Raw genomic sequence first — 20,356 nt, forward strand, 5'->3', positions numbered from 1 at the left:
TCTGTCTCACAGGACTGAATTAAAAGGTTGTTTTTATGAAGCAATCTGCTTAGATTGTTTTATTTGTTTCGTTTCTGGTAGTAGTAGATTTAACAGTACACCTACAATTGCTGCTAGTGCCATTCCTTCTACTTGGAACGATTCTCCTACGTGAAGTACCGCTCCGCCAATACCAATTACTAGTATAACTGATGCAATCATTAAGTTTCGTTTGTCACTTAAATCTGTTCTATCATCTACCATCATGCGTAAACCACTTGATGCGATTACACCGAATAGTAAGATTGATACACCACCCATAACTGGTGTTGGAATCGAGTGGATCAGTGCTGAAATCTTCCCGATAAATCCAAACATGATTGCGAATACTGCTGAACCGATGAATAAGTATACACTATACGCTCTCGTAATTGCTAGCACACCGATGTTTTCACCGTATGTTGTATTCGGTGGTCCACCGATTAGTGATGCGATTAATGTTGCTACCCCATCCCCAAAGATTGAACGGTGTAAACCTGGTTTTTCAATTAAATCTCTTTTAATAACATTTCCAAGTACAATTTGATGTCCGATATGTTCTGAAATTGTTACTAGTGCTACTGGCACCATTAAGAGCACAATCTTCCACGAAAACTCTGGTGTGTATGTTACAAACGGTACTGTGAAATCAGGTACGACAAACCATTTCGCCTCAGCTACCGGTTTTAAATCTACTAGCCCTTGGAAGTAAGCGAAGATATATCCGCCGATGATTCCAAGTAACACCGGTATGATGCTGAAAAATCCTCTTCCAAATATGGAGCAAATGATTGTAATTGCTAATGTTACTAGTGCTACTGAAAAGTGTGTAATGCTATACTTACCATCCGCACCGTTCATCGCCATGTTCACTGCTGTATGTGCTAAAGCTAAACCGATTACCATTACTACCGGACCAACTACGATTGGCGGAAGTAATTTCATAATCCACGCTGATCCAGATTTCTTAATTCCGATTGAAATTAAGATGTACACCAGTCCTGCAAGTAAACCACCAAGCATCGCTGCTCCGGGGCCACCTGCTGTTTTTGCTGCAATAATCGGTGCGATAAAGGCGAATGATGATCCTAAATACGCAGGTACTTGACCTTTCGTTATAAGAAGAAACGCTAGCGTTCCTAATCCACTTGATATTAACGCTACTGACGGATTCAATCCTGTTAAAAATGGAACAAGCACTGTTGATCCAAACATCGCGAACAAATGTTGTATACTTAAAAATAACCATTTTCCCGGTTTCGGTACTTCATTAACGTCTAACACTGGCTTTTGTTCCATTGTTACATCCTCCTTCAGTTTAAATCTTTGCAATAAAAAAACTCTTTGTGCCTGTGCACAAAGAGTCCTATACTTTCGTATGCCAAATTTGACATATGAAAGCCAAGACCCTTTGGCAGCCTCACAGGACTACATTTAAAAGGGCTTTACTTATCGTATATACTTACTCGATCTTGTTGATCTGTCTCTTGCAAATCAACTTCGATACGCTCTTCACTTGATGTTGGAATGTTCTTTCCTACATAATCAGCGCGAATTGGTAATTCACGATGTCCTCTATCTACAAGAACAGCTAATTGAATTTGTGATGGTCTTCCTAAATCCATAAGAGCATCCATCGCAGCTCGAACTGTTCTTCCTGTATACAATACATCATCTACAAGGATTACTTTTTTCTTCGTAATATCTACTGGAATATCTGAACCTTTTACTAGTGGTTCTTTATTCTTTGATTGAAGTGTTAAGTCATCACGATATAAAGTTATATCTAACTCTCCTACTTCCATCTCTTTTCCTTCAATTTGACCAATTCGTTCTGCCAAACGTTGTGCAATAAAAATTCCACGTGTTTTAATTCCGACAAGAACACAATTATCGACACCTTTATTTCGTTCCACGATTTCATGACTAATTCGTGTTAAAGCGCGGCGAATCATTTGGTCATCTAAAACGACAGCTTTTTCCTGCATGCTCTACACCTCCAAGCTATTTTTCTTGCGTGAGAGTAATGGTATAAAAAAAGTCCTCTCAGCGTGTGCGAGAGGACTTTTGAAAAAAGGGTACAACATACCCTAAGTATTTCAAACCGTTACCTTCTCAACCTCACGGGGCTGTGTTAAAGGATCATTATTTAACTGTTGTCAGTATCTCAGTTTTCTCATGATTTGTCAATACTATTTCCGTAAAATATTTAAAGTCTCTTCAAACACTTCTGGAATCGGTGCCTCAAACTGAATATATTCACCAGTACGAGGGTGGTCAAATCCTAAAATACCTGCATGAAGTGCCTGTCCATTCATGTCTAATGTTTTCTTTGGTCCATACTTTGGATCTCCTGCAAGTGAATAGCCAATATATTTCATATGAACACGAATTTGGTGTGTACGTCCTGTTTCTAAGCGACATTCTACAAGTGTGAAATCTTTGAAACGCTCTAACACTTGGAAATGCGTAACAGCATGCTTACCATTTTCATCAACTGTCATACTTTGACGTTCTTTCTTATCACGAGCAATCGGAGCATCAATCGTTCCCTTATCATGCGGAATAACACCGTGTACAATCGCTTTGTAACGTCTTGTTACTGTTTTTGCTACAAGTTGATTTACAAGTGATTCGTGTGCCATATCATTTTTAGCAACCATTAATAGGCCAGATGTATCTTTATCAATACGATGCACGATACCAGGACGCATTACACCGTTAATGCCTGATAAATCTGTACAATGATGCATAAGACCATTCACAAGTGTGCCACTTGTATGACCTGGTGCTGGATGTACAACCATACCACGTGGCTTATTTACAACAAGTACATCTGCATCTTCATAATAAATTTCTAAGTTCATATCTTCCGCTTGAATATCTAACTCTTCCGGATCAGGAATCGTTACTGTAATTTCATCATTTTCTTTAACTTTATAATTTACTTTTACCGATTTCCCATTCACTGTTACAACATCATCTTTAATCCATTGCTGTACTTGTGAACGTGACCATTCACTGTTAATTTCTGCAACGAATTTATCGATTCGCTCACTTTTTTGTTCTTCTGCAACTGTTACCTGTACTACTTCACTCATTCAATTACTCCTTCGTTTTCTTGCCTTCTAATAATGTTTGAATAATAATTAATACAACACCAATACATAACGCTGAATCAGCTACATTGAATACTGGATAGTTGTACGAGAAAATATACACGTGAATAAAATCCACTACTTCTTGTCTAAATACACGATCAATAAAGTTACCAATTGCTCCACCTAAAATTAGACCTAATGAAATTCCTAGAAGCTTGTCTGTTTTTGCATATTTTTTCATATACATTACGATAAATACTACAAAGACAACCGTAATAATGTAGAAAAACCACATTTTATTTTCTAAAATCCCCCAGGCAGCTCCTCTATTTCGATGTGATGTTATGTATAATACATTATCGATTATCGGAATGCTCATACCCAATTCCATGTTCTTTACAATTAGCCACTTCGATATTTGATCGATGGCAATGACAAATAACGCTATTACATAATATATCATTTTCATTTCCCCCACAAAGACAGTGTACCTCAAAATTTTAGCATAGCTGCTACCTTTTCACAATGAACCTTTATAGAAGAATAAAATAAATTAAAAAAAGGTAATATAATATCGTTATGCGTATTCATACATTTACCTTTTCATAGAAAAATTCATGAATTGTACGGGCAGTCGGCATTGTTTTCATTTGCTTTGTCGAAATTACTCTCCCCGTCTCTTCACAAATACCGTACATATCTATTTCCATTTTAAATAATGCGCGTTCTACATCCTTTAAGTCCTCTTTTATATCATGTAATAGCAATTTTTTCTTTATCTCTTCCTTAATTTCATATCCAAGCTCTTGGCTGAACTCAGCATCATATTTGTGCATTACTTCTTTAGCTAGTCTCTCTTGCAACTCTTTTCTCATCAATTGCAATTCTTCTTTTATTTCCATGTAAATTTCATTCACGTGTACATTCCTCCTAGCTGTAATGTACAGTTAGTGTGTCCGAAATTTATTTGCTTACCTCACACACATTTTTCCTTCACAGGAAAGAGCCTGAAAGTTATTTCGATATACCATCAATAAAAAAACTGACTGCATCAATAGCAGTCAGTTTTTTTATTATTTTACATAGTTTTCTTTAACAACTGATGCACAACGCTCACATAATGTTTCATGTTCAGCATCTTTACCAATTGTTTCTGAAACTACCCAACAACGTTCGCATGTTTCACCAGTTGCTTGAGAAACAACAACCGCTGTATGCTCATACTTAGGCGCATCTGCTGGAGCTTCTTCCATCATACCACCAAGTTTATATTCAGAAACGATGAATAATTGCTTCAAGTCTTCGCTAATAGACTCTAACATTACTTTCATTTCTGCAGTTGGGTAAAGGGTAATGCTCGCATTTAATGACTTACCAATTACTTTCTCATTACGAGCTACTTCTAACGCTTTTAATACGTCATCACGTAATGTCATAAATGCATCCCATTTCGCTTTTAACGCTTCCGAACCCTCTACTTCTGTAGCTTCCGGCATGTTAGTTAACTGTACGCTTTCTTCTGTTACACCTGGAACATATGGCCATACTTCATCAGCTGTATGAGGTAAGATTGGTGTTACAAGTTTCGTTAATGCAACAAGAACGTCATATAATACAGTTTGAATTGCACGACGATCCGCGTGATTTGCACCTTCAATGTATAAAATGTCTTTTGCAAAGTCTAAGTAGAATGAACTTAGATCAATTGTACAGAAGTTGTGAATAGCATGATATACAGCAGCAAAGTCATATGTTTCATATGCTTCTTTTACTTTTGTAATTAAGTCATTTAACTTCACTAACATGTAACGATCTACTTCACGAAGTTCAGCTACCGCTACTGTGTTTTCACTTGGCTTAAAGTCATCTAAGTTGCCTAATAAGAAACGGAATGTGTTACGGATTTTACGATACACTTCTGCTACTTGTTTTAAAATATCATCTGAAATACGTACGTCAGATTGATAGTCAACAGATGATACCCATAAACGTAAAATATCTCCGCCTAATTGATCCATAATTTTCTTCGGTACGACGATGTTTCCAATCGACTTACTCATTTTACGTCCTTCACCATCTAGTACGAAACCATGGCTTAGTACGCCTTTATATGGAGCTTTACCTGTTACAGCAACCGCTGTTGATAATGAAGAGTTAAACCAACCACGATATTGGTCAGATCCTTCTAAATATAAATCAGCTGGACGTTGTAAGTCATCGCGCTCTTCTAATACCGCTTGGTGAGATGAACCTGAGTCGAACCATACATCCATGATATCTGTTTCTTTACGGAATTCACCATTTGGGCTACCTGGATGTGTAAATCCTTCTGGTAATAAATCTTTCGCTTCACGCTCAAACCATACGTTAGAACCGTGTTCACGGAATAAATCTGCTACATGGTTAATTGTTTCATCTGTAATAATTGGATCACCATTCTCAGCATAGAATACAGGAATTGGCACACCCCATGCACGCTGACGAGAAATACACCAGTCACCACGGTCACGAACCATGTTATGAAGACGAGTTTCGCCCCATGCTGGTACCCATTTCGTTTCCGCAACAGCTTCTAATAACTCTTTACGGAATGCTTCAATAGATGCAAACCACTGTGCTGTCGCACGGAAAATAATTGGTTTTTTCGTTCTCCAATCATGTGGGTATGAATGCGTAATGAATGTTAGTTTCAGTAACGCGCCTACTTCTTCTAATTTTTCTGTAATTGGCTTGTTAGCTTTATCATAGAATAAGCCTTCAAATCCAGGTGCTTCATTTGTTAATACACCTTTATCATCAACTGGGCAAAGTACTTCTAATCCATACTTTTTACCAACAACGAAGTCATCTTCCCCATGTCCTGGTGCTGTATGAACACAACCTGTACCTGCATCTGTTGTTACGTGATCTCCTAGCATAACTAATGAATCACGCTCGTAGAATGGGTGTTTTGCAACTGTATACTCAAGTTCGCTACCTTTTACCGTTTTCACAACTTCAGCATTTTCCCACTCTAACGTTTTTGCAACTGTCTCAAATAATTCAGAAGCGATAATATATTTCTCATCATTTACTTTTACAATGCTATATTCAAGCTCTGGATGAACAGAAATACCTAAGTTCGCAGGTAATGTCCAAGGAGTTGTTGTCCAAATGATAAATTTCTCATCACCTTCTAATACGTTCTTTCCGTCTTTTACAGGGAACGCTACATAAATAGATGCTGATTTTTTATCTTGGTATTCAATTTCAGCTTCTGCTAAAGCAGACTCACTTGTTGGAGACCAGTAAACTGGTTTTTGCCCTTTATAGATGTAACCTTTTTTCGCCATATCACCAAACACTTTAATTTGTTGTGCTTCATAAGCTGGCTCTAAAGTAATATATGGATTATCCCAATCTGCACGTACACCTAGGCGCTTAAATTGTTCACGTTGACGTTCTACTTGTTCATATGCATACTCTGCACATAACTTACGGAACTCAGCAACTGTCATTTCTTTACGTTTTACACCTTTATTCGTTAACGCTTGTTCGATTGGTAAACCGTGCGTATCCCAACCTGGAACATATGGTGCACTGAAACCAGTCATTGACTTATAGCGAACAATAAAGTCTTTTAACACTTTATTTAATGCATGTCCCATATGAATGTCACCATTCGCATATGGAGGTCCATCATGCAACACAAATAAAGGACGGCCTTTTGTATGTTCTTGTACTTTTTCATAAATATTCATTTCAGCCCATTTTTCTTGCATTGCAGGCTCACGTTTTGGTAAATTCCCACGCATTGGGAACTCTGTTTTTGGCATCAGTAATGTATTTTTGTACTCCATGCTCAATTCCTCCTTACATGTATAAAAGAAATACTTAAAAAACGGAATAAAAAAGAGACCTTCTCATCCCAAAAAGGGACGAGAAAGTCTCCCGCGGTACCACCCTAGTAGATTCTATACATATGTATAAAACCCTCTTTATATTCTTAACGCGAATACACGCCTACGCTTACTCTATTTGTTCAGCGCGGAACTCCAGGGTGATATTCCCACTAATCTCCTTATCCTGAGCTTACACCGTCCTCAGTTCGCTATATAAGGTTTGAAAAGGTACTTATCCCTATCTTCGTTTTTCTTAATAAATATGTTGTTTAAAATTATATGTAATAATGAGAAAAACGTCAAGCTTACACTGTTTCTTCTTTTTTCAACAGCTCATCTACTTCGTCTTCTAACTCAATTAGTTTATCCCAATCATCGTTGTTTAGCATTTCAAGCTGTGTCTCTAATAACATACGGAAACGAGTTCGGAATACTTTCGCTTGTTTCTTTAGCTCTTCAATATCAAAAGCAACTTTTCTTGATTTTACTAAAGCTTCGTTAATGATACGATCTGCATTTTTTTCAGCTTCACGTACGATTAATTTCGCTTCTTTTTGCGCATTACGTTTTACTTCTTCCGCTGCTTCTTGTGCAACAACGATAGATTTGTTTAACGTATCTTCAATGTTAGAAAAATGATCTAACTTTCCTTCTAATTGCGCAACCTTTTCTTCTAAAGCTTTTTTCTCACGAATGACTAATTCATAATCTTTGATAATTTGATCAAGAAACTCATTTACTTGATCTTCATCATAGCCACGGAATCCGCGACCAAATTCTTTGTTATGAATATCTAATGGTGTTAACGGCACAACGCCACCTCCAAGTAGTTATCTAAATTTCCTCTTTCAATTATATCTTTTCTTCGACAAAATAGGAGGATTTCCTTCTAAAAAACCAATCATTTTAGTATACCATACAAAATTCTCCATTTGTCGCGTTTTGTTCTACCTTCTACAGAAAACAATTTACTTCGCCCATATCCTCTCACCGAAAACACATCTCCTGGATAACATTCATAAGAAGTTTGCTCTACTGTTTTCCAATTGACTTTTACTAAACCATTTTTTATGAAAGGTTGCACTTTCTGTCTGGATATATGTAACATTTCAGCCAACATAACATCTAAGCGAAGTGAAGAAACCGTTCCAGATTTCTCTCCCCACGTTTCATGAGTCTGTAGAATTTGTTCTCCTTGTACTGCTGATAAGGAGACTTTTACTTTCCCTATTGCTTGTAAGTTCATCTCAATGTAAGATACGATTTCTTTCGCAACTACAATTTGGGCACGATTTTCTTGAAGCAAAATATCACCACATTTTTCTCTCGTTAAACCAAGTGACATAAATGTACCTAATATTTGCCTATGTTCTAGCGTATAAAACTTGGAAGGATAGTCAATTTCTAATACTTCTACTTGAAATTCTTCTTCATTTAATTCTAGATAGTCTGGATAAATAAGTGCTCTTCTACGCTCTGCGTAAGGCGTTGCACCATCAAATTGCACAGCTACATCTCCTTGTCCAATTACCATAGAAACAATTTGTTGCTGTCTTGGATCAAGGAAATCTGTTAGTTTCACTTGATGGTACTCTGCTGCTCGCTTCCACTCTAGCACTTTATCTACAAAGACCTCTTCATCAGGTCTGAAATGTTCGTAAATGCTCATGTATTTAGCCTCTTATTACAAGAAATAGCTGAACAAACTGAACAAACCACTTTTAGCAAGTTTTAACGCAAAAATCGCAACGAGTGGAGAGATATCAATCATACCAAACGGCGGAATAAATCTGCGAAATGGTTCTAAATACGGTTCACAAATACGTGCAAGAAAATCTCCAAAAGTTGATTCCTTTGCACCAGGAAACCATGATAGGAGGATGTAAATGATAAGTGCCCACGAGTAAATCTCGATAGCAGTAAGTAAAACATTTAAAACGGTTGTCATGGCGTATTACCACCTCTTTATATTTGTTTCTTCTTCTTCGCCGAATAATTCTGAAATTGCACCAACAATATCTACATTTTCAGGTGTACACATAAATGTTTTCGGTCCTATTTTTTGAATGTCCCCGCCTATAGCGTATACAGTACCACTTAAAAAGTCAACGATACGTACTGCTTGATCAGTAGACATTCTTTGCAAATTAATTACAACAGCTCGTCTACCTTTCAAATGGTCCGCAATACCTTGCGCTTCCGAATACGTGCGTGGTTCTAATAAAACAACTTTTGAAGATTGCTTTGCCGTTTCAATGCTCACAACATTTTGTTTCGGTTGTGCTTTCGGAAACGTAACATCTTGTTGTTCCGGCGGATCTTGCTGCTTCTTCATGTCCGTTTGCTCCTTTTCATAGCTATATTGAGCTGCTTCTTTTTCTTCTGGTGTATCAAAAAAGAAGTATTTTACTTTTGACCAACTCATAATAAGATTCTCCTTCCTTTTACGCTTTTCCTACTAAAATCGTTCCCAAACGAATATATGTAGCACCTTCTTCAATTGCAATCGTGTAATCATTGGACATTCCCATTGATAATTCTTTACATGGCGCATGTAATAGATTTAGCTCCTGCACCTCTATTTGTAGCTTGCGCAAGTCCTTAAAGCAGCGACGAACTTCTTCCTCTTCTTCTGTAAATGGCGCCATCGTCATTAGTCCAACCACTTCAATCTTATCCAATTCTTGCAAACTTTGAATAAAAGAAACTGTTTCTTCTATTGCCAATCCTTGCTTTGATTCTTCAGATGAGGTTTTCACTTGAATAAAGCATTTCACTTTCTTATCAGCACGTTTCTGAATTTCTTTCGCCAGAGAAAGACGATCTAACGAATGTAAATAATCAATTTCATTAATGATTTCTTTTACTTTTCTCGTTTGTAATGAGCCAATAAAGTGCCAATTAACTTTTGAGCCAAAATGCTCGTATTTCTGTAAGAAACCTTCATTTCTATTTTCACCTAAATCGATAATTCCAGCTTCCATTACTTCGTTTGTTTTTTCAATCCCTACAGTTTTTGTAACTGCAACAAGTTTAATATCTTGCAACGAACGTCCAGCTCGTGTGCAAGATTCTTTAATAGCTTCGTTTACAATTATTAAATTTTCTTGTACTGTCACTTGTTTTCTTCCTCCTTAAAACCTATGAAACTCAACATTCTCCCTGTCTTCCCTTGATCACGACGATGAGAGAAAAATAGTTGTTCTTCACAGCTTGTACAAAGAGATGACATTACAATATGCTCTTCTTTTATGCCTGCTTGTACACATAATATACGATTAATTTCTTTTAAATTAATTGCGTACTGTCCATCAGAAATTTTTTTATATGGGACAGAACCGTTTACTACTTGCTGTGCCGCTGTTAACACTCTATCATCAACAACATAACAACAAGATCCGATTGCCGGTCCAATTGCAACATGAATTTCATCACTTGAAATCCCTTCTGCACTCCATTTTTGAATCATTTCATTTGCAATCTCTTTTACAGTCCCTTTCCACCCGGCATGCGCAAGTCCTATCATACCATGTGATGGTGCATAAAAATAGAGTGGGACACAATCCGCGTAACAAGACGTTAAAAGAACATCGTTATTAGTCGTATAAATGCCATCTGTTTTTGAAATGCCATCCTCATATGAATAGACGCCACTTCCTTTTTCTTGTTGTCCTACTTTTTCAACATGGTGATCATGAACTTGTTCAGAGCAAATCCAGTTTTCCAATGGTTTTTGTAACTTATTTGCTAAAATGCGTCTGTTTTCATGAACGTTCTCCACGATATCATTCACATGTAATCCTAAATTCATCGCATGAAAGGAGCCCGTACTTATCCCACCATCTTTTGTCGTAAATCCAGCAGTAATGTTTCCAAGTTCTTTCCACGCTTGTAAATACAGTATACCGTCCACATATTTAAATGGTTCTCTCATAAAGCGGCTCCTTTTTAATTAAAATAACAGAAAAAGCATGGTACTTCCTGTCTATTTTACCATACTTTTATTTTTTCATAATACCAACAGAAAAAAAAGAGGAATTTGTAATATTCTTTATGAAATTGTCGGTGTTTGTATTGATTCTGTTACAGAATTAACAGGATTTACTCTTACAAGTATGACATCTTCCCCGATTTTCATAACTTCCTCCCAAGGAACTATAATTTCTACGTCTTTCCCAAAAATCCCAAGCATACGCGCCTGTTTGGAAATAATAATAGAGCAAATCTTCCCTGTATCGATATCAATCTCAATATCTCCAATATTTCCAAGCCTTTTCCCATCTGAAATATTTATAACATCCTTCATCTGTAACTCTGAAATCCGTATCACTCTCATCCTCTCCCTTATATGGCGAATTGGAAGTACACAGACTACTGTATTTCATATTAACAGGAAGTAACCGCTACTAAGGTTCATATTATTTTCATTATATGAACACGACTTCATTGCTATGAACGCAAACTATAGTACATATAAAAAGGCCTCACCATAAATGGTGAGACCTTATCCTTGAATCGTTTTATTCATTTGTTTAATAGCCGATTTCTCTAAGCGTGATACTTGAGCTTGAGAAATCCCGATTTCTTCTGCAACTTCCATTTGTGTTTTTCCTTGAAAGAACCGTTTTCGGATAATCATCTTTTCACGATCATTTAAACGCTTCATGCCTTCTTTCAGCGCTAACTCTTCAACCCACTGCTCGTCCTTTTGTTTTTCATCACTTAATTGATCCATAACAAAGATAGGATCTCCCCCATCGTTATAAATCGGCTCAAATAATGACACTGGATCTTGAATCGCATCTAAAGCAAATACAATCTCTTCGTGAGTCACTTCTAGCACTTTTGCAATATCCATTGCCGTTGGTTCTTTTGAGTTTTCTGCGATCAATTTTTCTCTTACTTGCAACGCTTTATACGCAATATCTCGTAACGAGCGAGATACGCGAATCGGATTGTTGTCACGCAAATATCTGCGTATTTCTCCAATAATCATCGGCACAGCATACGTTGAAAATTTTACATTTTGGCCTAAATCAAAGTTATCAATGGATTTCATAAGTCCGATGCAACCAACTTGAAATAAATCGTCAACATATTCTCCTCTGTTATTAAATCTTTGGATGACGCTCAATACAAGACGTAAGTTTCCATTCACTAATTTCTCTCTTGCGCTTATCTCTCCACTTTGCATTTCACGAAATAATTTACGCATTTCTTCATTTTTTAGTACTGGAAGTTTTGCTGTATCAACACCGCAAATTTCTACTTTGTTTCTCGTCAAAGTGTTCCCTCCTATCGGGAGTTGCTGTACAGTGTAAAGTATTTCCTTTGAAGGGGATTTTATGCATGTGGTTTTCTCTTCATTTTTCATTTTAATTACCTCTTCTTCTACAACTAAACAGAATAAGACCAGCCTACATAAAGGCTGGTCTTATTCTTTACACCATTTTATTAAATTCTTTTCGTAACCTTTTTATGATTCTTTTTTCTAAACGTGAAATGTATGACTGTGAAATCCCAAGCATATCCGCCACATCTTTTTGCGTCTTTTCCTCTTCTCCAGCAAGCCCAAATCGAAGCTCCATAATTTGTTTTTCCCGATCATTTAATTGATGCAATGCTTTCATTAGAAGATGACGATCTACAGTAGCCTCTAAATCTTTTGTAATAATATCATCATCTGTACCTAATACATCTGATAACAACAGTTCATTCCCATCCCAATCAATGTTAAGCGGTTCATCAAAAGACACTTCCGAACGATTTTTATTATTTCGGCGCAAATGCATTAAAATCTCATTTTCTATACAACGAGATGCATATGTTGCTAATTTTATTTTCTTTTCTGGATTAAATGTATTTACCGCTTTAATAAGGCCAATTGTTCCTATACTGATTAAATCTTCAATATTTATCCCTGTATTTTCAAATTTCCTTGCTATATATACAACTAGCCGTAAGTTGCGTTCAATAAGTAATGACCTTGCCGCTTGATCGCCTTTTGGCAATTTATTCAAAAGAACTTCTTCTTCTTCTTTCGTTAACGGCGGTGGCAACGCTTCACTTCCACCAATATAATAAATTTCATCGGTCTTAATTCCTAGTTTCAGCAATACTTTATACCAAAGGTATACTAAATAAAATTTTAATTTCATCATATTATCCCGCCTCTCATAATTAAGCAATTACCATTTTTTGCGAAATCAACATTTTTGGATGTACAATGCATTGATACTCTCCATTGGTAGACAGTTGTTGTGTATTTAGCCCAATCAATACTTTGTTTACAACGATTGAACTACCTTCATGATCAACTTGCACACTATCAGGCTTAATTGCCCACAAAAATTGACTCTCTACTCCTACTGCTCGGAAAGGAATTAAGCGTAATTTTGTCGCCCATCCAGAATCTTTTTCTGGTATTTGAGGAATTTCTGTTTTGGAATAAATTTGTTCTGTTAACCAAGATGGCAAACAATGTTCTAATGATGAAATATGCATAATCATTACGGGTGTTTTTGTTAACGGGTCGTAAAGTTGATTCCCACTGTCAATTAAACCTGCTAGTTCCAATTCTTCTTCAGCTAATTGAATTTTCACTTTCACGATTTGGTCATAGTGTATTTTCGTGATTTCTACGCTTTCAATACGCTTTTTAGAAAAATAATAAATTACTGGAAAACCTAAAATAACAAACAACCAACTAATTGGATCACCGTAAGAAATCGATTGAGATTGAACCAATCCATTTACCATCTCATTCGTTTGCAAAAAGAAATGAGTTCCCATTAATCCTCCGCCAACCATAAAAGTGACAAAGTAAAAAGTAAAAACAGTTTGTGTATAATTTCTAAACGTTGTAAACCCAAAGGCTGTATACACAATAAGTAACGAGTACAGTAGTTTCATAATCGGATGTGTCATCATAGAAGCAAAAGGAGTAAAGGCAAAAATAACAATGGTGGAACCTATAAATGCCCCTAACACAAGCCTCCATCTTTTGATCTTCTTTTTTAACACGGTAGCTGTTAATAAAAGTAAAAGAAAATCAATGCAGGCGTTTAACAACCAAACAACGTCGGCGTAAACAACCAAACAATTCACCTCTTTTTTTAAGTTGAGACTAGTATAATGCATATCCAATGGGAAAGTGTGTCAATTTGCGGAGGTGTTTTTTTGTTATTTTGTGATTTCTAGACATAATCTGTCGGTAAAAAATAAAAGTATAGTTTCATAGAATGATATGTTTTTATTTTTTACCGACAAATGGGCTGAACTATATGTAACGAAAATTAAAAATCCTGTACTACAACTTTAACGCGCAATTTTAATCAGTAGAATCGGTTCCTTTTAACCCACATAAACCGAGCTTTTACGGGCAGTTAATGCGAGATAAATTTAAATATACAAAATAAAAAAAGACCTGCTTAGCAGGTCTTTTCCATTCAGAAACAAAAAAGGAGCATGAATGCCCCTTTTTTTATCGTCTACGACGGTTACGTAAAAATGCTGGAATATCGATATCATCTGAATCTGAATGACGCTCATGTACAACCGGCTCTTCACGCTTCATTTCACGTTTTACTTCACGTTGTTTTGAAGGCTGAGCTACTGGTTGTTGCTGTTGTTGCGTGTGATTCGCATTCGGACGAATCATTGGTTTTGGTGGTTGAGTTGCAATACTATCATCAAAACCAGTTGCAATTACAGTTACAATGATATCATCTTTTAATCCTTCATTAATAACAGAACCGAAGATCATATTTACTTCTGGATCCGAAGCTGAAGCTACAATGTCTGCTGCTTCTTGTACTTCGTATAAGCTTAAGTTAGCTCCACCCGTAATATTCATAATAACACCTTGAGCTCCATCAATAGATGTTTCTAGTAATGGACTAGAAATCGCTTTTTTCGCAGCTTCAGCAGCACGATTTTCCCCATTACCAGAACCGATACCCATTAAAGCAGAACCTCTATTAGACATAATTGTTTTTACGTCTGCGAAGTCTAAGTTAATTAGACCTGGTGTAGCAATTAAATCAGAAATACCTTGTACACCTTGACGTAATACGTTATCTGCTTCACGGAACGCTTCTAACATTGGCGTATTTTTATCAACAATCTCTAATAAGCGATCGTTTGGAATTACAATAAGTGTATCTACATTTTCTTTAAATGCCGCAATACCAGATGCAGCTTGTGTTGCACGCTTACGTCCTTCAAACGTAAATGGACGTGTTACAACACCAACTGTTAATGCACCTAGTTCTTTTGCAACTTGAGCAACAACTGGAGCTGCACCAGTTCCAGTTCCGCCGCCCATACCAGCAGTTACGAATACCATATCTGCACCACGAAGTGCTTCTTGGATCTGTTCTTTACTTTCTTCTGCCGCTTTTTTCCCTACTTCAGGGTTTGCGCCTGCACCAAGTCCACGCGTTAATTTTCCACCAATTTGCATTTTTGTTTCAGCTTTTGATAGATTTAACGCTTGTGCATCAGTATTCACAGCGATAAAGTCAACACCTTGTACACCGTGCTCAATCATACGGTTTACAGCATTGTTTCCGCCACCGCCGACACCGATAACTTTTATATTCGCTAATTGATCTTGAGTAGTATCAAACTCTAACATGTCGAAATCCCCCTAGAACCTCATTTTTCGTGTCCAATTTTAATCCCATAAATAACGGAATACACGTTTTACTTTTGACATCATACGGTCATCATTTTGATTATTATTGTTTTGATTACGGGTTTTTTGTTTCGCAGGTTGTTGTTGTACCGGCATTGGTGCTGGTGCTGGTACTGGTTCAAAATGTTCTTGCTTTTCCTGCACATTTTTCCCACGTAATTTAGCTTTTTGATATGAATGTTTAATTAATCCAACTCCACTTGTATATTGGGGCTCACGCACACCAATATAGTCAGGAGTTGCTACACGAACATTTTCATGTAAAATATCATATGCAAGATCAAGAACACCTGGCATAGAAGCTATTCCACCAGTTAGTACATACCCAGAAGCTACTTGCTTTACTCCTAACTTACGTACTTCATCTTGAACAAACATTAAAATTTCCTCTACACGAGCCTCGATAATATCCGATAACTCCAACTGAGAATATTGTTCTGTTTGATCGCTTCCCATAATAGGAACTGTAAACATTTCTTCTTCCGATGCTGTATCATAAAAAGCATGTCCATATTTCAACTTAATTTGATCTGCATTTTCTGTTGAAGTTTTCAACCCAATCGCAATATCCTTCGTTATATGGTCTCCACCTAATGGTAATACGCTTGTCGCTTGTAACTCTCCATCTTTAAAAATAGATAAAGTCGTAGATCCTCCCCCCATATCAACAAGGGCTACTCCTCTATTTTTTTCATCCGAAGATATAGCAACTGTTGCAGCCGCTAAAGGTTGAAGACAAATATCAACAATTTCAAGACCTGCTTTTTCTACACAACGAAGTAAGTTATGTAGTAAGGTTCTCGATCCTGTAATAAGTGTACCTTCCATTTCTAATCTTACACCGATCATTCCACGTGGATCGTTAATCTCGTCAAGACCGTCTACGATGAACTGTCGAGGTACCACATCAATAAACTCACGTTCTGGAGCAATTGACACAACTTGTGCTGCATCTAGAACGCGTAAGACATCTTCATTCCCGATTTCACGATCTTCATTTGAAACAGCGACTACTCCATGACAAGGAAGTAGCTGTACCTGGTTTGCATTGACACCTACTACAACTTGCTCAATGTGGATTCCCACCATGCGCTCAGCTTGTTCAATTGCTTTTTTAATTGATCGAACAGTCTCATCTATATCGACTATCGATCCCTTCTTTAAACCATTCGATTTTACATTTCCAACACCAATAATGTTTAAGCTGTCATTAACCATTTCACCAATGATGACTTTAACATTGGATGTACCGATGTCAAGACTAACATATATTTCATTGCTGTTCATTCTTTGGCACCTCCTTCTTTATTTATACCATACAACTCAATATATGGAACAACAATCGCAACTTTACTATTTATAAGAAAAATATTCAACGTCTTTATACGTTTCCCTTTTTTAACCCTATATTTTTCTTATTTTTATTTAACATTCATTTAAGAATATCGCAGTAACCTGTAAAGAACTGCTTATCTTGAAATAATTTTATTTCAAGTGTAAAAATTACCGCCAAGTATAAGTCTACACTAAGATGTACTCATAGAAAAGTGAAACTTGTACCAATCCTAGTATGAATCTAAGAATTTTTACATATTTTTCATCAAATGAACCATTCTAGTAAATTCGTATGCATATGATAGAACATTCGTTTCTCTTTTTTCTATATTAATGCAGTGAATACTACCGTTCTATTCTTTTTTTTCTTCTACACCTAACTCTTTCGTATATGCACCTACTTCTAAGTCAATTAACACCTTCTTACCTGGCTCAATTGTTTTTAAAATAAGTGGATAAGTTTCCATACGCTTTGCGAAATTTTGAATCGTAGTGCTCACTTCATATCCTTCATTCATATATAAAGTAAGATGGTCTTCATTCGCATTCGTCGGTGAATAACGAATTTCAGAAATAGACCTTAAAATAGTCGGAGTTAACTTTTCTAGTTCAGCAATTAGTCCCTTCATTTTCTCCTCTTTAAAAGGTTCAAAAATTGGTGCTGCAACAGGAAGTTTTCCATTCGGGAGTACATCAAGTGTTTTCCCATTTTCTAATAACGGTTGTAATTTTCCATCTTTGTTTATATAACCAATCGTTACATATTCTTTAATATGAACATCAATTTTGTTTGGAAAACGCTTTTTTACATTTACTGCTTTAATTTCTTTTCGTTTCGTTAAATTTTCTTCCGCTTTATGTGCTGTCACTCGGAAATAACTTGTATCATATGTCACACCTGATTCCTTCATTACTTGGTCATCTGTCATATAATGATTTCCATACACACTTATCTTTTTTATATTACTAAGCGGAGACCGAAAATAAATTAAAAAGAGTACTAATAAAAATAAAATTGATATGTATAAAATCAACCGATGATTAACATTTTTTTTGTTTTTTTTCTTTTGATTTTTTAATTTTGGTACACGATCTTGTAGTTTAATCACTTTACTATTTTTCATGTACGATCCCCCTATGTAACATAAAAAACGGCATGTTCCTCATGCCGTTCTTATCTTCTTATTATAACATAAATGATAATGAGCGGAATGAATAACCGTTATCTTCCAATGATTTCTACTTCTGTGTGCATTTCTACACCAAATTTATCCTTAATTGTATGCTTTATTAATGAAATCAAATCTAATACATCTTGCGCTGAGGCTCCCCCAGTATTAATAATAAAATTCCCATGCATTTCAGAAATTTGAGCTCCACCTATTTGATAGCCACGAAGCCCAGCTTTCTCTACTAAATCTCCTGCAAAATACGGGATTGGATTCCGAAACACACTTCCAGCACAAGGATGATTCCACGGTTGTGTTTCACGGCGGTAATCTTTATTCTTTTGCATGTTTCTTACGATTTCCTCACGCTCTCCTACCTGTAATTGAAACTCCGCCTCCAAAACAATACCAGGACGTTTCGTTTGCAATACAGATGTACGATATGAAAACTCCATTCCTCTATTCGTTAACCATTCAATTGTTCCGTTTTCAAATAGAATTAGAGCCTTTGACAATATGTTTGATATGTCTGATTTATGTGCTCCAGCATTCATATACACTGCACCACCGACACTCCCTGGAATACCACTTGCAAATTCCAATCCAGCCAACCCTTGGCGACTAAGTAATGTTGACAATTTAATAAGGGGATATCCGCCACCAACTCTTACCCTATGTTTTTCGACCTCTAAGTGGTCTAATCCTTCTCCTAAACGAATAACAACGCCTTCTATCCCTTTATCAGATACAAGAAGGTTTGAACCTCGACCAATTACAGTCCACTTTATTTTATATTTCTTTACTAACTGCAATATTTTCTCAATACCGGCAACATGCTTTGGCACAATTAAAATATCAGCTGGTCCACCTATCTTCATAGTTGTATAACGTGCTAACGGCTCGTTAACTAACACGCGACCAACATTTGCTTCTATAAGCTCATTTACTAATTGTTCCATAGACGCTCTCCCCCAATATTAAGTTTCCTTATTACAGTAATATGCAGGGCGTTCACCTAACGTTATTTTTTCACAAGCTTATTCATTACTCCATACAACTTATTTGCTGCATCAGGAATACCTAGTTGCTTAGCAGCTAGCTTCATATTTTGTAATGTTTGTGTATCTAATAAAATCTCATCAATATCACGAATAAGCGTTTCAGCTGTTAATTCTTTTTCAAGTAACATTTTCGCCGCTCCTTTATCAACAACTGAAAGTGCATTCTTCTCCTGATGGTTATTTGTTACGTACGGACTCGGAATTAACACACTCGGCTTACCTAATGCTGTTAATTCTGCAAGTGTTGTTGCTCCGGCTCTTGAAACAACAAGATCAACGCCGGTTAGTACCTCTGGCATATTATGAATGAAAGGTTTAATAATAACATTATTCGGATTGCCTTTTTCCTTCACAGCATCCATCACTTTGTCATAATGCACTTCACCTGTTACGTACAATACTTCGTAACTTTTATTTCCAAACTGTTCAATCGCTTCTACGAAAGCATCGTTAATCGGTCTAGCTCCGCGACTTCCCCCAAAAATAAGTACGGACTTTTTAGGAAGAGATAGACCAACTGAACGTTTCCCTTTCATTCCGTTTTGATCCATTACCTCTGATGCTCGCGGATTACCTGTCATTACCACTTTTGACTGTGGAAAATGTTCTGTAGCTGCTTCAAAACAAACCGCAACTTTATCAACGTAACGACTTAAAAATTTATTCGTTACACCTGGTACACTATTTTGTTCATGTACAATAGTTGGAATACCTAGTTTTGCTGCCGCATATACAACAGGTCCACATACGTACCCACCCGTTCCAATCACTATATCCGGATTAAAACGACGAATATATCGTTTACTATCTTGTACACCCTTTAGAAAACGCATAACCGTTTTCACATTATCTAACGATATTTTTCGTTTAAATCCACTTATAACAATAGATTGGAACGGAATACCAGCTTTTGGAACGATGGTACTCTCTAATCCATTTTCTGTACCAATGTATAAAAATCTTGCTTCCGGATTTAATTTTTTTATTTCTCTAATTAAAGCAAGAGCTGGATAAATATGGCCTCCAGTACCCCCACCACTTACTAATACTCGCACTACTAATTCCTCCACTTCCCTGTTCTTATTCAATTGTA

At 36.5% G+C, this 20,356-nt stretch carries 21 protein-coding genes and 1 other annotated feature; all 21 genes read right to left on the minus strand.

Annotated features, from left to right (window positions below; all coding sequences use genetic code 11):
• Positions 1 to 33 precede the first annotated feature (33 nt).
• Positions 34 to 1,317 (minus strand): uracil permease, encoded by a 1,284-nt coding sequence (gene uraA / locus JDS95_RS03905; RefSeq protein ID WP_000435916.1) that lies wholly within the window; start codon positions 1,315 to 1,317, stop codon positions 34 to 36.
• 146 nt (positions 1,318 to 1,463) lie between these two features.
• Positions 1,464 to 2,006, minus strand: coding sequence for a bifunctional pyrimidine operon transcriptional regulator/uracil phosphoribosyltransferase (gene pyrR, locus JDS95_RS03910; protein ID WP_001156491.1), 543 nt, complete (start codon positions 2,004 to 2,006; stop codon positions 1,464 to 1,466).
• Positions 2,007 to 2,210: 204 nt separating this feature from the next.
• Complete coding sequence (locus JDS95_RS03915) at positions 2,211 to 3,119, minus strand: RluA family pseudouridine synthase (protein WP_199690292.1); 909 nt, start codon at positions 3,117 to 3,119, stop codon at positions 2,211 to 2,213.
• Between the two features lie 4 nt (positions 3,120 to 3,123).
• The gene (gene lspA / locus JDS95_RS03920) at positions 3,124 to 3,582 is read right to left on the minus strand and encodes a lipoprotein signal peptidase LspA (RefSeq protein WP_000642175.1); all 459 of its coding nucleotides are present in this window, start codon (positions 3,580 to 3,582) and stop codon (positions 3,124 to 3,126) included.
• Between the two features lie 124 nt (positions 3,583 to 3,706).
• Positions 3,707 to 4,036 carry a TraR/DksA C4-type zinc finger protein gene (locus JDS95_RS03925; protein ID WP_001002952.1) on the minus strand — a complete coding sequence of 110 codons (330 nt, stop codon included), beginning with the start codon at positions 4,034 to 4,036 and terminating at the stop codon, positions 3,707 to 3,709.
• A 156-nt stretch (positions 4,037 to 4,192) separates the two neighbouring features.
• Complete coding sequence (gene ileS2, locus JDS95_RS03930; protein WP_016109031.1) at positions 4,193 to 6,958, minus strand: isoleucine--tRNA ligase; 2,766 nt, start codon at positions 6,956 to 6,958, stop codon at positions 4,193 to 4,195.
• A gap of 71 nt (positions 6,959 to 7,029) precedes the next feature.
• Positions 7,030 to 7,254 (minus strand) — a binding site (T-box leader).
• A 51-nt stretch (positions 7,255 to 7,305) separates the two neighbouring features.
• Positions 7,306 to 7,812, minus strand: a complete 507-nt coding sequence (divIVA, locus tag JDS95_RS03935) for a septum site-determining protein DivIVA (RefSeq protein ID WP_001131611.1) — start codon at positions 7,810 to 7,812, stop codon at positions 7,306 to 7,308.
• Positions 7,813 to 7,901: 89 nt separating this feature from the next.
• Complete coding sequence (locus JDS95_RS03940) at positions 7,902 to 8,669, minus strand: YlmH family RNA-binding protein (protein ID WP_000029703.1); 768 nt, start codon at positions 8,667 to 8,669, stop codon at positions 7,902 to 7,904.
• Between the two features lie 15 nt (positions 8,670 to 8,684).
• Positions 8,685 to 8,948, minus strand: coding sequence for a YggT family protein (locus JDS95_RS03945; protein ID WP_000214326.1), 264 nt, complete (start codon positions 8,946 to 8,948; stop codon positions 8,685 to 8,687).
• Between the two features lie 6 nt (positions 8,949 to 8,954).
• On the minus strand, positions 8,955 to 9,425 hold the full coding sequence (locus JDS95_RS03950) for a cell division protein SepF (RefSeq protein ID WP_000119137.1): 471 nt from the start codon (positions 9,423 to 9,425) through the stop codon (positions 8,955 to 8,957).
• 19 nt (positions 9,426 to 9,444) lie between these two features.
• On the minus strand, positions 9,445 to 10,119 hold the full coding sequence (locus JDS95_RS03955; protein ID WP_000218001.1) for a YggS family pyridoxal phosphate-dependent enzyme: 675 nt from the start codon (positions 10,117 to 10,119) through the stop codon (positions 9,445 to 9,447).
• Complete coding sequence (gene pgeF / locus JDS95_RS03960) at positions 10,116 to 10,934, minus strand: peptidoglycan editing factor PgeF (protein WP_001209013.1); 819 nt, start codon at positions 10,932 to 10,934, stop codon at positions 10,116 to 10,118. The genes JDS95_RS03955 and pgeF overlap by 4 nt, the downstream gene beginning before the upstream one ends.
• Before the next feature lie 117 nt (positions 10,935 to 11,051).
• Entirely contained in the window at positions 11,052 to 11,336 is a 285-nt protein-coding gene (locus JDS95_RS03965; RefSeq protein WP_033660757.1) for a YlmC/YmxH family sporulation protein, read from the minus strand.
• Between the two features lie 168 nt (positions 11,337 to 11,504).
• Positions 11,505 to 12,284, minus strand: coding sequence for an RNA polymerase sporulation sigma factor SigG (gene sigG / locus JDS95_RS03970; protein WP_000197755.1), 780 nt, complete (start codon positions 12,282 to 12,284; stop codon positions 11,505 to 11,507).
• Between the two features lie 157 nt (positions 12,285 to 12,441).
• Positions 12,442 to 13,161, minus strand: a complete 720-nt coding sequence (sigE, locus tag JDS95_RS03975; protein ID WP_000976947.1) for an RNA polymerase sporulation sigma factor SigE — start codon at positions 13,159 to 13,161, stop codon at positions 12,442 to 12,444.
• Positions 13,162 to 13,180: 19 nt separating this feature from the next.
• Positions 13,181 to 14,098, minus strand: a complete 918-nt coding sequence (gene spoIIGA, locus JDS95_RS03980; RefSeq protein WP_000261990.1) for a sigma-E processing peptidase SpoIIGA — start codon at positions 14,096 to 14,098, stop codon at positions 13,181 to 13,183.
• Between the two features lie 385 nt (positions 14,099 to 14,483).
• Positions 14,484 to 15,638, minus strand: coding sequence for a cell division protein FtsZ (gene ftsZ, locus JDS95_RS03985; protein ID WP_000888977.1), 1,155 nt, complete (start codon positions 15,636 to 15,638; stop codon positions 14,484 to 14,486).
• 39 nt (positions 15,639 to 15,677) lie between these two features.
• Positions 15,678 to 16,985 (minus strand): cell division protein FtsA, encoded by a 1,308-nt coding sequence (gene ftsA, locus JDS95_RS03990; RefSeq protein ID WP_001087556.1) that lies wholly within the window; start codon positions 16,983 to 16,985, stop codon positions 15,678 to 15,680.
• Between the two features lie 401 nt (positions 16,986 to 17,386).
• A complete protein-coding gene (divIB, locus tag JDS95_RS03995) occupies positions 17,387 to 18,157 on the minus strand; it encodes a cell division protein DivIB (RefSeq protein WP_000798216.1) in 771 nt (256 codons plus the stop codon).
• Positions 18,158 to 18,255: 98 nt separating this feature from the next.
• Entirely contained in the window at positions 18,256 to 19,161 is a 906-nt protein-coding gene (gene murB, locus JDS95_RS04000; RefSeq protein ID WP_000437053.1) for a UDP-N-acetylmuramate dehydrogenase, read from the minus strand.
• A 62-nt stretch (positions 19,162 to 19,223) separates the two neighbouring features.
• Positions 19,224 to 20,318 carry an undecaprenyldiphospho-muramoylpentapeptide beta-N-acetylglucosaminyltransferase gene (gene murG, locus JDS95_RS04005; RefSeq protein ID WP_001265419.1) on the minus strand — a complete coding sequence of 365 codons (1,095 nt, stop codon included), beginning with the start codon at positions 20,316 to 20,318 and terminating at the stop codon, positions 19,224 to 19,226.
• Between the last annotated feature and the right edge of the window lie 38 nt (positions 20,319 to 20,356).

Origin of the sequence: Bacillus cereus group sp. N24 (assembly GCF_016483345.1) — a bacterium.
GTDB classification, from domain to species: domain Bacteria; phylum Bacillota; class Bacilli; order Bacillales; family Bacillaceae_G; genus Bacillus_A; species Bacillus_A toyonensis.